Origin of the sequence: Burkholderia sp. b14 (genome assembly GCF_900156195.1) — a bacterium.
Classification (GTDB): Bacteria; Pseudomonadota; Gammaproteobacteria; order Burkholderiales; family Burkholderiaceae; genus Mycetohabitans.
This window is the reverse complement of record NZ_FTPJ01000003.1, coordinates 29,647-42,105: the sequence shown is the minus strand read 5'-3', so window position 1 is coordinate 42,105 and position 12,459 is coordinate 29,647. Positions and strand designations below refer to the sequence as shown.

At 62.9% G+C, this 12,459-nt stretch carries 12 protein-coding genes and 1 pseudogene; 8 read left to right on the top strand and 5 right to left on the bottom strand.

What is annotated here, in order from left to right; genetic code table 11:
* Positions 1 to 20: 20 nt before the first annotated feature.
* From aroC to B0B13_RS04720, 3 genes are all read right to left on the bottom strand, one after another.
* Positions 21 to 1,127 carry a chorismate synthase gene (gene aroC, locus B0B13_RS04730; protein WP_076785129.1) on the bottom strand — a complete coding sequence of 369 codons (1,107 nt, stop codon included), beginning with the start codon at positions 1,125 to 1,127 and terminating at the stop codon, positions 21 to 23.
* A gap of 31 nt (positions 1,128 to 1,158) precedes the next feature.
* Positions 1,159 to 1,338 carry a hypothetical protein gene (locus B0B13_RS04725; RefSeq protein ID WP_076794718.1) on the bottom strand — a complete coding sequence of 60 codons (180 nt, stop codon included), beginning with the start codon at positions 1,336 to 1,338 and terminating at the stop codon, positions 1,159 to 1,161.
* A 77-nt stretch (positions 1,339 to 1,415) separates the two neighbouring features.
* Positions 1,416 to 1,874 (bottom strand): CBS domain-containing protein, encoded by a 459-nt coding sequence (locus B0B13_RS04720; protein WP_076787260.1) that lies wholly within the window; start codon positions 1,872 to 1,874, stop codon positions 1,416 to 1,418.
* A gap of 285 nt (positions 1,875 to 2,159) precedes the next feature.
* On the opposite strand from B0B13_RS04720, the pseudogene B0B13_RS17735 reads away from it, so the two are divergent.
* Positions 2,160 to 2,234 (top strand): annotated as a pseudogene (locus B0B13_RS17735) (DUF962 domain-containing protein); the annotation flags it as partial.
* Between the two features lie 25 nt (positions 2,235 to 2,259).
* Here the strand turns inward: B0B13_RS17735 and B0B13_RS04715 are convergent.
* Positions 2,260 to 3,609, bottom strand: a complete 1,350-nt coding sequence (locus B0B13_RS04715) for a YihY family inner membrane protein (protein WP_076785131.1) — start codon at positions 3,607 to 3,609, stop codon at positions 2,260 to 2,262.
* Between the two features lie 49 nt (positions 3,610 to 3,658).
* On the opposite strand from B0B13_RS04715, the gene wrbA reads away from it, so the two are divergent.
* The 3 genes from wrbA to B0B13_RS04700 are packed head-to-tail and all read left to right on the top strand — an operon-like array spanning position 3,659 to position 6,131.
* A complete protein-coding gene (gene wrbA, locus B0B13_RS04710; RefSeq protein WP_076785132.1) occupies positions 3,659 to 4,267 on the top strand; it encodes an NAD(P)H:quinone oxidoreductase in 609 nt (202 codons plus the stop codon).
* Positions 4,264 to 4,686 carry a DUF2069 domain-containing protein gene (locus B0B13_RS04705; RefSeq protein WP_076785133.1) on the top strand — a complete coding sequence of 141 codons (423 nt, stop codon included), beginning with the start codon at positions 4,264 to 4,266 and terminating at the stop codon, positions 4,684 to 4,686. Before wrbA ends, B0B13_RS04705 begins: the two co-directional genes overlap by 4 nt.
* A gap of 2 nt (positions 4,687 to 4,688) precedes the next feature.
* Positions 4,689 to 6,131, top strand: a complete 1,443-nt coding sequence (locus B0B13_RS04700; RefSeq protein ID WP_076794715.1) for an FAD-binding oxidoreductase — start codon at positions 4,689 to 4,691, stop codon at positions 6,129 to 6,131.
* Here the strand turns inward: B0B13_RS04700 and B0B13_RS04695 are convergent, their stop codons facing one another.
* Positions 6,132 to 7,073 (bottom strand): LysR family transcriptional regulator, encoded by a 942-nt coding sequence (locus B0B13_RS04695; RefSeq protein WP_076794711.1) that lies wholly within the window; start codon positions 7,071 to 7,073, stop codon positions 6,132 to 6,134.
* Positions 7,074 to 7,231: 158 nt separating this feature from the next.
* On the opposite strand from B0B13_RS04695, the gene B0B13_RS04690 reads away from it, so the two are divergent.
* The 4 genes from B0B13_RS04690 to B0B13_RS04675 are packed head-to-tail and all read left to right on the top strand — an operon-like array spanning position 7,232 to position 12,037.
* The gene (locus B0B13_RS04690) at positions 7,232 to 8,737 is read left to right on the top strand and encodes an efflux transporter outer membrane subunit (RefSeq protein ID WP_076794708.1); all 1,506 of its coding nucleotides are present in this window, start codon (positions 7,232 to 7,234) and stop codon (positions 8,735 to 8,737) included.
* Entirely contained in the window at positions 8,734 to 10,941 is a 2,208-nt protein-coding gene (locus B0B13_RS04685) for an FUSC family protein (RefSeq protein WP_076794705.1), read from the top strand. The genes B0B13_RS04690 and B0B13_RS04685 overlap by 4 nt, the downstream gene beginning before the upstream one ends.
* Positions 10,931 to 11,131 carry a DUF1656 domain-containing protein gene (locus B0B13_RS04680; protein WP_076785138.1) on the top strand — a complete coding sequence of 67 codons (201 nt, stop codon included), beginning with the start codon at positions 10,931 to 10,933 and terminating at the stop codon, positions 11,129 to 11,131. Before B0B13_RS04685 ends, B0B13_RS04680 begins: the two co-directional genes overlap by 11 nt.
* An 18-nt stretch (positions 11,132 to 11,149) precedes the next feature.
* On the top strand, positions 11,150 to 12,037 hold the full coding sequence (locus tag B0B13_RS04675; protein WP_076794703.1) for an efflux RND transporter periplasmic adaptor subunit: 888 nt from the start codon (positions 11,150 to 11,152) through the stop codon (positions 12,035 to 12,037).
* Positions 12,038 to 12,459 lie beyond the last annotated feature (422 nt).

Here is a 12,459-nt window from a genome sequence, read left to right as displayed (position 1 = left end):
CGCCGGGGCACACTCCGAAATCACGCGCCCGGGGCGCGCGCGGCGATCGTCGGCGTCGACGTCTTGACGTCTGCACACTGTGCGCGGTGCCGCAGCGCATGGTCCATCAGCACCAGCGCAAGCATCGCTTCGGCAATCGGTGTCGCTCGGACCCCGACACACGGGTCATGGCGTCCGAACGTCTCGACCATCACGGGCTCGCCGGCCTTGTCGATCGAGCGACGCGGCGTGCGAATGCTCGAGGTCGGCTTGATCGCGATCGACACGACGATGTCCTGGCCGGTCGAAATGCCGCCGAGCACGCCGCCGGCATTGTTGCCCGCGAAGCCGGCAGGCGTCAACTCGTCACCATGCAGCGAGCCACGCTGGCGCACGCTGTCAAATCCAGCGCCAATCTCTACACCCTTCACCGCATTGATCCCCATCATTGCATAGGCGATGTCCGCATCCAGCTTGTCGAACAACGGCTCGCCCCATCCGAGCGGCACGCCGGAGGCAGTCACCGAGATCCGGGCGCCGATCGAGTCGCCGTCCTTGCGCAACCCATCCATATAGGCTTCGAGCTGCGGCACGATTTGCGCATTCGGTGCAAAAAAGGGATTGTCGGCCACGTGCGCCCAATCGACAAACGGGATGTCGATTTCGCCTAACGCGCTCATGTAGCCGCGCACTTGGACACCGAAGCGCTCCCGCAACCATTTCTTCGCCACCGCCCCTGCCGCGACATTCGGCGCAGTCAGCCGCGCGGACGCGCGTCCGCCTCCACGGTAATCGCGCACACCATATTTTTGCCAATATGTATAGTCCGCATGGCCGGGCCGGAAAGTTTCCGCGATGTTGCCGTAATCCTTGCTGCGCTGGTCCGTATTGCGGATCAGCAACGCGATCGGCGTGCCGGTCGTCACGCCGTCGAACACGCCTGATAGGATCTCTACCCGGTCGTCCTCCTGGCGTTGCGTCACGTGGCGCGACGTGCCCGGCTTACGGCGATCGAGCTCCATCTGTATATCAGCCTCGGCCAGCGCCAGTCCTGGCGGACAGCCGTCGATCACGCAGCCGATGGCCGGACCGTGCGACTCCCCGAAAGTCGTCACCGTGAAAAGCGTACCGAAAGTGTTGCCCGACATGCTGGTTGCCCGAAAATTGCTCAAACTATTATTATGCCAGTGCTGTCACGGCGTGCACCGCGGCAACAAAGGTGTCCATCTCGAGGAACTGGGCGCAGAAAAACGGGGCGAAGCAGCGCTCGCGCAACAGCGTGAACTGCAACGATGGCGCGCTGGCCTCGCACGGCCGTGCACAGATGGATGACTTGGTGTGCGACGAAGCCTCTGTCATGCGGATCAAAAAACACGCGTGACAGAGGCTTCGTTGCAGGATTCGGCGGCTGGCCGTACGCTGGCCCCACCACGGCTTTAGCGCGCTTCGCGCGCCCCTTCATCCTCCGGCCAATCGCGGATATAAGCTTTAAGCATCCGGTTCTCGAACCCCTGTTCCTCGACCACCGCCTTAGCCACGTCATAGAACGAGATCACACCCATCAGCATGCGTTTTTCCATTACGGGCAAATAACGCGCGTGGCGCTCGAGCATCATGCGCCGCACCTCGTTGACATCTGTCTCCGGCGTACAAATGAGCGGATGATCATCCATTACCTTGCGAATCGTCACGGCACCGACTGAACCGCCGTGGTCGCGCAACGTCAGGATGATCTCGCGGAACGTCAGCATGCCGACCAGATCACCGAATTCGATGACGACTAGCGAGCCGATGTCGTGCTCAGCCATCGTCTGAATCGCTTCGTGCAACGGCGTATCGGGCGTAACAGTGTAGAGCGTATTGCCCTTAACCTTCAGGATGTCGCTGACTCGCATGGCCTCCTCCTTGCACTGCGCGGCTTTGTGCACCGATCGTAGCGGAAAGACCGGTAAAAGGAAAGCATACTGCAGCGGCGCGCCACACGCTCGCGCCTCGATGCTACGATACCGGCGCACCGCCTCGGCACACACGCTGCTGGACGCCGTGTCGGCCTGCCCCGTCGTGCTGGTCGGCCATAGCATGCGCTCGCTGATTGTACTGCAGGCCGCCTCGCGGGCCGCACAGAGACGTGCATGGGCGCTCAGGGCCACCGCCTATCCGATGACAGTCTCGGCCGCGTTAACCAGGTCTGCCGGCGGCTGCACTTCATCGGCTCGCTCGGCGTGATCGGCTGTGTCGCGATGGCGGTCACGACGCCACGCCGCCGGTGACAGTTGCGCGCTAAGCGGCCGCCACCGGCGAGGCGCGCCTGCTGTTGGCCCGCTCGGCTTGGGCGCCGCGACGACGGCGCACGGCCAACAACGCGGCGAGCGACACATCCAGGCCGCGATGGTCGAGCGCAGCGAGCAGCGTCGGGCCATCGACGTGCGTGGTATCGAGATTGAGCTGATAAGTGAGCTCGTTGCGATCGATGACGAACAATTGATAGAGTTGGCGCAGGCTCGCGTGCCGCGGATTCACTAGAAGCACATAGCGGTCTGAGTCATGCTCGCGCTGTATCCGGGCGACCCACTCGATCGCCTCGAGCTTGTCCAGCAGTCGGGCAGCCGTCTGCAACCCGCAACGCTGCAACCGCGCGAGTTCATGCAGCGTGTAGCCGGCACGGCCCGCATCGCGGGCGTCGTTGAGCCACGCGATCAGCTCCAGCGCATCGAGCAGGTCGCTGCCTGCGTAATCGACGCGATGAAAGTGCCCGAGCCGGATCTCTGGCAACGCGGACGTCAACATCGCGCCGAACAGCGTGATTAGCCAGCTCAGGTAGACCCACAGCAGAAAAATCGGGATCGTCGCAAATGCGCCATACACGGCCGTATAGGTCGGAATACGCCGAATATAGAACCCGAAACCTCGCTTGGCGAGCTCAAACGCAATCGCCGCACACAGCCCGCCGACAAACGCGTCGCGCCACGCCACGCGGCAGTTCGGTAAATAGACGTAAGATAGCGTAAACGCCAGTACCGACAGCGGCAGCACCGCGCCGGTCAACGCCCATTCGACGAACGTCGGCATCACGCGCGACGCGGCGCCCGATGCCGCGCTGGCTGCGCCGGCCACGTTAGCGACCGTGTTGGCAAGCATCGAGTGCGTGAACAGGTAGGACGACACCGATAGGCTCACGCCGATCAGCAGAGGCCCCAACGTGATCACTGCCCAATACACTAGGATGCGCTGCGCAAGCGGCCGCGACTTACGTACGCGCCAGATCGTGTTGAACGCCGATTCGACGATCATCATCGTCATAACCGACGTGACCACGAGGCTAATCATCCCGACCGTCGTCAGCCCTTTCGCCTTTTCCGCAAACTGGTTCAGATATTTGAAGATTTGACTGTTAATCTGCGCCGGCATCAGATGGTCGGCCAGGAAGCCCTGTAGCGACTGTTGGAATGACGCGAAGATCGGAAACGCAGTGAACAGCGCAAAGGCCACCGTCGCCAGCGGCACCAGCGACAGTACGGTCGTAAACGTGAGACTACCCGCCACCTGCGGGATACGGTCCTCGGCGCTGCGGGTCGCGGCAAAGCGCGCGAGCCGCTTCAGCGCATCCAGATCGATATCGAACTTCGTCAAAGGCTAACCCTCCTTACGTCTTCTATAATAACGGTTCACCTCCCAGGTCATGAAAGACATACTCGTTCTCTACTACAGCCGCAACGGCGCCACCCGGGAACTCGCGCGGGCCATCGGCCGCGGCGTGGACAGTGTGCCTGGCGCACAGGCACGCCTACGCACCGTGCCACCCGTCTCCACGGTCTGCGAGGCCACCAGGCCGGATATTCCCGACGATGGCCCGCCGTACGCAGAGTTGCGCGACCTAGCCGAGTGCGCCGGGCTCGCACTGGGCTCGCCAACGCGCTTTGGCAATATGGCCGCGGCGCTGAAGTACTTCCTGGACGGCACAACGCCGCAATGGCTTAGCGGCGCGCTGGCAGGCAAACCCGCCTGCGTCTTCACGTCCACCGGCAGCCTGCACGGCGGTCAGGAAACCACACTGCTGTCCATGATGCTGCCCTTGTTACATCACGGGATGCTGATCGTCGGGCTACCCTATACCGAATCCGCGCTGATGAGCACGACAAGCGGCGGCACGCCGTACGGTGCCTCTCACGTCGCCGGGGTGAGCGGCAGCAACGATCCAGCCCCGCTGTCGTCGGAGGAGAAAACGTTGGCGCACGCACTCGGCGCGCGGCTCGCCCGCGCTGCGCTCGCGCTGGCAGGCGGGCAATGACCCGGCAGCCTGGCAACCTGGCGCTACGGAACGCGCAGCGGTTGCACCGGCTGTTAATGATCGCGATCGCCACGCTGCTCGCACTGGTGGTATTGGCCGTAAGCTGGGAAATCTGGCTCGCGCCGTTGCATCCCGGCGGCTCAGCGCTAGCCCTCAAGGCGCTGCCGCTGCTGCTGGTCTTGCCCGGGCTGCTGCGCGCCAGGCTGTACACGATGCAATGGTCGGCCATGCTGATTCTTGCCTATTTCGCGGAGGGAATCGTGCGCGCAATCAGTGATGCGGGCGCCAGTGCGCCCCTAGGCTGGATCGAGGCCGTGCTCGCCCTTGTCTACTTCGTCAGCGTGCTCGGTTATCTCGCACCATTCAAGCGCACTGCCCGGCACGTCACCGCTGCCGCTGACTCTTCCGCCGAACACTGACGATGCCTCACGACACCGCCGCACTGCCCGCCTTCCTGCAAGCTTGCCAGCAAGCCATTGGCGCAGACCAGGTCTTGGATGACCCGGACGACATGTCGCCCTACATGACAGATTGGCGCCGCCGGTACGTCGGCCGCGCCTGCGCGGTGCTGCGTCCGGCAAGCACGGCAGAAGTCGCCACGCTGGTACGATTGGCCACCCAATTCGGTGTTGCGCTGGTGCCGCAAGGCGGCAACACCGGGCTGGCCGGCGGTGCCACGCCGGACGCCAGCGGACGGCAGGCGGTGCTCAACCTGCGCCGACTGGACCGCGTGCGCGCGGTGGACCCGATCAACGACACGATCACCGCAGAAGCCGGGTGCATCCTCGCCCAGGTGCAAGCTCGCGCGGCGGACGCCGGCCGCTTATTCCCGCTCAGCCTGGCGGCCGAAGGCAGCTGCACGTTGGGCGGCAACCTAGCGACGAACGCCGGCGGCACCGCGGTACTGCGCTACGGCAACGCGCGCGAACTGTGCCTGGGCTTGGAAGTCGTGACCGCGAAGGGCGAGGTCTGGAACGGCTTGCGCGGGCTGCGCAAGGACAACACCGGATACGACCTGCGCGATATTTTTATCGGTGCCGAAGGCACGCTGGGCATCATCACGGCAGCCGTGATGAAACTCTATCCGCAACCGACCGCGCGCATCACCGCGCTGGCCGGCGTTGCCTCGCCACACGCCGCGCTACAGCTTTTGGCGCTGGCCCGCGACACCGCCGGCGCGCTGCTGAGCGGCTTCGAGTTGATGTCCGACTTCTGCCTGCGGCTGGTCACCCACCATTTCCCGTCGCAGCGATACCCGTTCGCCGCCCCGCATGCGCAGATTGTGTTGCTCGAATTATCCGACGGCGAAAGCGAGGCGCACGCAAGCCAGCTCATCGAGAGATTGATGGAGCGGGCGTTCGAGCGCGGTATCGTCGACGATGCGCTCGTGGCGCAAAGCCTGGCGCAGTCGAACGCATTGTGGGCACTGCGTGAGCACATCCCGCTCGCGCAAGCCAACGAAGGGCTCAATATCAAGCACGACATCGCGGTGCCAAGCTCGCACATCGGCGAGTTCATCGACACCACCGACGCGGCGATCGCCGCAGCCGTGCCCGGCGCGCGGATGGTCACCTTCGGGCATCTAGGCGACGGCAACCTGCACTACAACGTGCAGGCGCCCGCGGGTGTGGATCCGCAGGCCTTTCTGGCCGAGCACCAGGCGCGCGTGAACCGGATTGTCTACGATAGCGTCCATGCGCACCACGGCACGATCAGCGCCGAACATGGCGTCGGGCAATTGAAGATCGACGACGTGGCACGCTACAAGTCTTCCGTGGAACTCGAATTGATGCGTGCGTTAAAGGCGACACTCGATCCCGGCAATGTATTCAATCCTGGAAAAGTGCTGCGCTGCGGTCCATGACTAGCGCACCCCGAAGGTCTGCAACGCGGCCTCGTCGGCCGCGAGTGCCTTCGAAATATGCTCGCGCAGGAATTCGACCCAGGTCCGGATCTTCGCGTCCAAATATTGCCGCGACGCATACATCGCGTAAATCGTCATCTTTTGCATCTTGTGGTCGGGCAACACGCGCACCAGCGTGCCATTGCGCAGCGCCGGCAACGCTGAAGGCGTGAGCAGCGCACCAATGCCCATTCCCTCGCGCAGTGCCACCGCGAGCGCGTCCGACACATTGACCTGGAACGTCGGCGCCGGCAACTCGATCGTCTCCATGCCGTCCGGCCCGTCGAAGCGCCAATGATCACCGGGAAAAATCGATGTCACGATGCGCAGGCAGGTATGGCCGGCTAGATCCCGGACGTTGCGGGGCGTGCCACGCTTTTCCAAATAGGCCGGAGAGGCACATAGCACGCTATACGAGTCGCCAAGCCGCTGCGATACCAATCCGGAATCGGGCAGTTCGTTTGCGCTGACCTGCAGCGTGACATCGTAGCCTTCATCGAGTAGATCCGGCACGTGCTGCGACAGCGTCAGATCGACCGACACAGACGGATAACGCTCCTGATAACGCGTGACGGCAGGCACCACATAATACTGACCCAAACTGGTGGTCGCATGGATTCTGAGCCGGCCCGAGGGTCGTGCGTGTGCGTCGGCGGCTTCGGCTTCGGCCTGATCGACGTAGGCAAGAATCTGCTCGCACCGTTGCAAGTATCGCTCCCCCGCCTCCGTGAGCGCGATGCGCCGCGTCGTACGGTTCAGCAATCGGGTGCGCAGATGCGCCTCCAGATCTGATATGGCCCGCGATGCGTACGCCGTCGTCGTATTCATTTGCTGCGCCGCGGCCGTGAAGCTCTTCGCCTCCACAACGCGGACAAACACCCTCATGTTTTGCAGCGTATCCATAACGGACTTCCTGTGCGGATCGAAGAATTGTTGCACATTTCGCAAGAGCGTTTATTGCTTTTTTGGTAAGGAATTATCTCAAATTGGTCGCTTATTCAGAAATTGCTTCAAAAATATAATTTTACTGACTAGTCATTTCGGGGTGTTTCGAGATAGCCGTGCGATCCGTCCGACGTTTCACCACGCTGACTCCCGTAATTTTTGCAAGTTACTTGATTATTGCGGGCTGTGCGAGCACCCATGGCATTGCTCCTCATGCCAAGCCGGTTGACGCCGGTCAGCTCGATGTGTCCCAGGCCGTGCGTGCGGCAAGCGTCGATGCACAGTGGCCGAACGAGCAATGGTGGAAAATGTACCTTGATCCGCAGCTCGATCAGTGGATCGCCGACGCGCTGGCCGGCTCGCCCAGCTTGGCGATGACTCGGGATCGCGTACGGCAGGCGCAGGCGATAGCCGGCGTTGCGCAGGCCGATCTCTCGCCTCAACTCAACGGCAATCTGTCGATGACGCGGCAGCACTGGCCCGACAATGTGTATTACGGTCCTGGGCCGCTAGCGCACGCCGATACGTGGAACAACACGATCGGACTGTCGTTGTCGTATAACCTAGACCTGTGGGGACACGATGAGAAGGCCGCCGAACGCGCACTCGACGCGGCGCGCATGCAGGCGGTCGATGCCCGGGCGGCGCAACTTGAACTCGCGGTCAACATCGTGCGCGCCTACATCAAGCTGTCGCTCGCGTTCGCGCAACGGGACATCGCCGCGCAGACGCTGGCGCACGAGCAGTCGATTGTCGACATTGCGCGACGGCGGCTGCAAGGCGGTATCGGTACCCAATTGGAACTTACGCAGGCACAAGCTCCGCTGCCCCAACGCGAACGCCAGATCGCGGCATTCGACGAACAGATCGCGCTCCTACGCAACCAGCTTGCCGCGCTGGCCGGCAAAGGCCCGGGAGCGGGCGCCGCGCTGCAACGTCCGACGCTCTCGCTCCAGACGCCGGTGAGCCTGCCATCAAACTTGCCTGCCGAGTTGCTCGGTCATCGGCCGGACGTGGTCGCCGCGCGCTGGCGCGTGGCCGCCAACGCCGCGGGTGTCGACGTTGCCAGGACCGCCTTCTATCCGAACGTCAATCTGCTGGCCTCGGTCGGCGCAATGTTCGTCGGCGGCGGGCCGCTGGCCTTTTTGCTGTCCCAAGCGCATGCTGCCACGGTGGGGCCAGCAATATCCCTGCCGATCTTCAACGGCGGGCGGCTGCGCGCCCAGTTGGATGCCGCCAGCGCCGGCTATGACCTGGCCGTCGATCAATACAATCAAACGCTGGTTGACGCATTAAAGGACATCGCGGACCAGATCGTCACGTTGAAATCGCTCGATATCCAGCAGGATGCAGCGCAGCGCGCGGTCGCCGTCGCCCAGCGCAGCTACGATCTGGCCTCCACCGGCTTTCGGCGCGGCTTGACCGACTACCTGTCCGTATTGAGCGCGCAAACCCAATTATTGCAGGCACAACAGGACGCCGAGATCATCCACGCATCGAAGTTGGCGGCGCGCGCGTCGTTGACGGCCGCGCTGGGTGGCGGACGGGTCGATCCGGGCGACGGCCCGTCCGACGAGGATCCACGCGTGCCCAAGGCCGTCACCCGGCAGGCATCGCAATGAGCAGCACCCCATCCGCGCTGGCTCGGTTAACGTCATCGTCCGCATGGCGCGACACGGTGCGCGACTGGTTACGCATCGACGGCCGGGTATGGATTTATCTATTCAAGACCGTTGGCGCCGCGTTGCTTGCGCTGGGCGTGGCCATGAAGCTGGACTTACCGCAACCGCGTACCGCGATGACGACCGTGTTCATTGTCATGCAGCCGCAAAGCGGGATGGTGCTCGCCAAAAGCTTTTACCGGATCGTGGGGACCGTGGTTGGCTCGGTCGTGACGATCGCGCTGGTTTCACTATTTGCGCAACAGCGTGAACTGTTTTTGCTATCCGTATCGCTCTGGGTGGGCATTTGCACCTTTGGCGCGGCACGCAACCGCAACTTCCGCTCGTACGGGTTCGTGCTCGCCGGCTATACCGCCGCGCTGGTGGGCATTCCGGCCGCCCAGCATGCAGACGGCGCGTTCATGGCGGCCGTGACAAGGGTCACGGAGGTTACGCTGGGCATCTTGTGCGCTGGCGCCGTCAGCGCGCTGGTGCTGCCCCAGCACACCGCTGACGCGCTTCGCTCCACGGTCCAGGCGCGATACCTCGCGTTCGTCGAATTTGTATCGGACACGCTGGCGGGCCGGATTGACCGCTCTCGCGCCGAACGCACCAACGCACGTTTTGCCGCCGATGTCGTCGGTTTAGAAGCGATGCGCAGCTTCGCAGTGTTCGAGGATCCGCGCAGCCGAATGCGCAGTGGCCGGCTGTCGAGGCTGAACACCGAGTTCATGAATGCGTCGACACGCTTTCATGCGTTACACCAGTTGATGAACCGGATCCGGGCAGGCGGCCAGGTTCAGATTGTCGAGGCAATCGAACCGTATTTTCGCGAAGTCGCGCCGCTACTGCTGAAGGAAAGCGGCGAACCCGTGCGCAGCGCCGAGGATGCACAGCACGTGGCGACACAGCTGCAGGCGTTCAAGCAGACGTTGCCGCGCCGCATACGGGATACCCGAGCGCAGCTCGAACAGCGTGAAGGCATCGCGCTGCTGGACTTCGACACCGCAGCCGAGTTGCTGTACCGATTCGTCGAAGAGATGCACGCGTACGCGCTCACGTACGCGTCGCTGAGCACGGACCTTCACGAGCGCGAGTACGATGCACAACGCTACATCCCGCGCACCCATACCGTGGCGGCGGGCGTGGCTGGCGTGCGAGCGGCCATCGCAATGTTGGTGTTCGCCGCATTCTGGATTGAGACCGCCTGGCCCAGCGGCGGCATGGCGGTGTTGAACGCAGCCGCCACGAGCGCGCTGGTCGCATCAATGCCGCAGCCCGCCAAGGGCGCCGCGCAGATGGCGATGGGTACGATGGTCGCGGTGCTCGCCGGTTTCATCGCGGTGTTCGGCCTCTTCCCGCACCTGGACGGCTACGTGTTGTTGTGCACCGCCCTTGCCCCCTTGCTGATGTTCGGCGTACTGATGTCCACGCGTCCAGGCTGGGCCGCGTTTGGCATGGGCTATTGCGTATTCTTTTGCTTCCTGGCTGGCCCCGACAACGTCGTGCACTACGACCCTTCTTCGTACATGAACGACGCCATCGCGCTAATTGCCGCGATGCTCGTCGTCGCGCTGATCAGTGCCGTACTATTGCCGCCGGCCAGTCCGTGGCTGCATAAGCAACTGCAGCGGACCCTGCTGCACCAGGTCGTGGACGCATGCAACGCTCGACTGAGCCGAGCCCGCCAATACTTGGAAAGCGGCACGCGTGACTTGCTGCACCAAGCCAACGCAGTCACCGCGGATCGTCCGGACCTGCAAATGCGGATGCTATCGTGGACCTTTACCGTGCTCGAAGTCGGTCATGCCGTAATCGAATTACGCACGGAACTCGACCGACTCCCCGCCGACCCCCGCTATTCGGCCAACATGCCGTGGCGGCAGGCCACGCAGCACATGCTGAACACACTGGCTGCCTTGTTCTCCGCACCCAGCCATCGACGGCTCGCCGACGCACGCGAGGCGACCGCGGCCAGTATTAACGCAGCGCTGGCCATGCTGCGCAGTGTCGTTAGGTCGCGCGATGACCGGCACAGGCTGCAACGTACTTTGAGCTATTTGCATTTCATCCGGACCGCTCTGCTCGATGCTCAATCTCCGCTCAGCGAGCTGACGCCCGGCCCGCATGGCCCTCACCGACGAGAGACTACCCATGCCGCGTGACATCGCATTGTTCGACGCCTACGTACCCATGCTCCTGCTCACTACGCTGGCCGGCACCGCGTTGACGTGGGTGCTTGATCGCGTATTGGCCTACTTTGGCGTGTATCGTCTGTTCTGGCACCCGTCGCTCGCCCGCGCGAGCCTGCTCACCGGTATCGTCTGCCTGTTCGGGCTCGCCGTTTATCGTTGAACTCAAAAAGAGTCGGACATGAAACTTCGCCGTATCTTCAGCTTCTTTGCGACTATCGCGATCTTCGCCATTGCCGTGCTGCTCGGTCGCGCGTTGTGGGTCCACTACATGGATTCGCCCTGGACCCGCGATGGACGTGTCAGAGCGGAGATTATCAATATCGCACCGGACGTATCGGGGCAGATTGTCGAGTTTCCGGTGCGGGACAATCAGTTCGTGCATCGCGGCGACGTCCTGATGCGCATCGATCCGAACCATTACCGCATCGCCGTCCAGCAAGCCGAGGCGCTGGTCGCGGCACGCAAGGCGGATCTACAGATGCGCCGTGACGATGCCGCCCGACGCCGGGATCTGGACGCACTGGTTGTTTCGAAGGAAAACCGCGAAAATGCTGTGATCCAAGCCGCCAGCGCCCAGGCCCAATATGAACAGGCGCTCGCGCAGCTCGCCGCGGCGAAGCTGAACCTGGAGCGCACGACCGTGGTCGCGCCAGTGGATGGCTATATGACAAACTTGAATGCCTATCGCGGCGATTACGCCATCGCCGGGCAGCCTAAGCTGGCGCTCGTTGACAGCCACTCGTTCTGGGTCTACGGCTATTTTGAGGAAACCAAGATCCCGCTGCTTAAAATCGGCGACCCGGCCGAGATGCGACTGATGAGCGGCGCGGTATTGAAAGGCCATGTCGAAGGGATCTCGCGCGGCATCGCCGACCGCGATAACCCGATGAGCCGCGAACTGCTTGCCGACGTCAATCCAACCTTCAACTGGGTCCGTCTTGCGCAGCGTGTTCCAGTACGCATCCATATCGATCAGGTGCCCGACGGCTTGATTCTGTCCGCCGGCACGACCTGCACGGTGGTGGTCATGCCGGCCGCGGCAACCGACGCCGGGCCGCGCACGTAGTCAGGCGGTGGGCAGCGCCGACCCCGCTGCGATGGCCCGCATTGATACCCTCTGGCTGACGACGAAGCCAGTTGATACGCAAGCCAGAGACGTTCCACCCGGACCGAGGGCCAGCAGGAGATTGCGATTGCGCTCAATTTCGAACCACTGTGAGCGCTGGTGAGCAAGCTCGCCTGGCAGATGCTTGCTCACGGTCGCGCGACCACCGACGTGTAATACCCCGGAAGCCGTGAACGACGGGTGGCAGGCTTCGCGAGATTGGTTCCAAGTCGACAATTTCAAATAAAAATGATTATTGGGGCGTGGCCGTGTTTTCCGCAGTGGCCATTGTTTCATGCTCAGCGCGGACAAGCGGATTGGACTGCTCCATAACGCAACACATTGCCTCAAATGACAACAATGCGCATGACACATCCCAAGGA

What these genes read in the sequence shown, in the direction of transcription:
- wrbA (WP_076785132.1), top strand. Translation starts at nt 3,659, where the DNA reads ATGAAAGACATACTCGTTCTCTACTACAGCCGCAACGGCGCCACCCGG.
- B0B13_RS04700 (WP_076794715.1), top strand. Translation starts at nt 4,689, where the DNA reads ATGCCTCACGACACCGCCGCACTGCCCGCCTTCCTGCAAGCTTGCCAG.
- B0B13_RS04705 (WP_076785133.1), top strand. Translation starts at nt 4,264, where the DNA reads ATGACCCGGCAGCCTGGCAACCTGGCGCTACGGAACGCGCAGCGGTTG.
- B0B13_RS04685 (WP_076794705.1), top strand. Translation starts at nt 8,734, where the DNA reads ATGAGCAGCACCCCATCCGCGCTGGCTCGGTTAACGTCATCGTCCGCA.
- B0B13_RS04725 (WP_076794718.1), bottom strand. Translation starts at nt 1,338, where the DNA reads ATGACAGAGGCTTCGTCGCACACCAAGTCATCCATCTGTGCACGGCCG.
- B0B13_RS04675 (WP_076794703.1), top strand. Translation starts at nt 11,150, where the DNA reads ATGAAACTTCGCCGTATCTTCAGCTTCTTTGCGACTATCGCGATCTTC.
- B0B13_RS04720 (WP_076787260.1), bottom strand. Translation starts at nt 1,874, where the DNA reads ATGCGAGTCAGCGACATCCTGAAGGTTAAGGGCAATACGCTCTACACT.
- B0B13_RS04680 (WP_076785138.1), top strand. Translation starts at nt 10,931, where the DNA reads ATGCCGCGTGACATCGCATTGTTCGACGCCTACGTACCCATGCTCCTG.
- aroC (WP_076785129.1), bottom strand. Translation starts at nt 1,127, where the DNA reads ATGTCGGGCAACACTTTCGGTACGCTTTTCACGGTGACGACTTTCGGG.
- B0B13_RS04695 (WP_076794711.1), bottom strand. Translation starts at nt 7,073, where the DNA reads ATGGATACGCTGCAAAACATGAGGGTGTTTGTCCGCGTTGTGGAGGCG.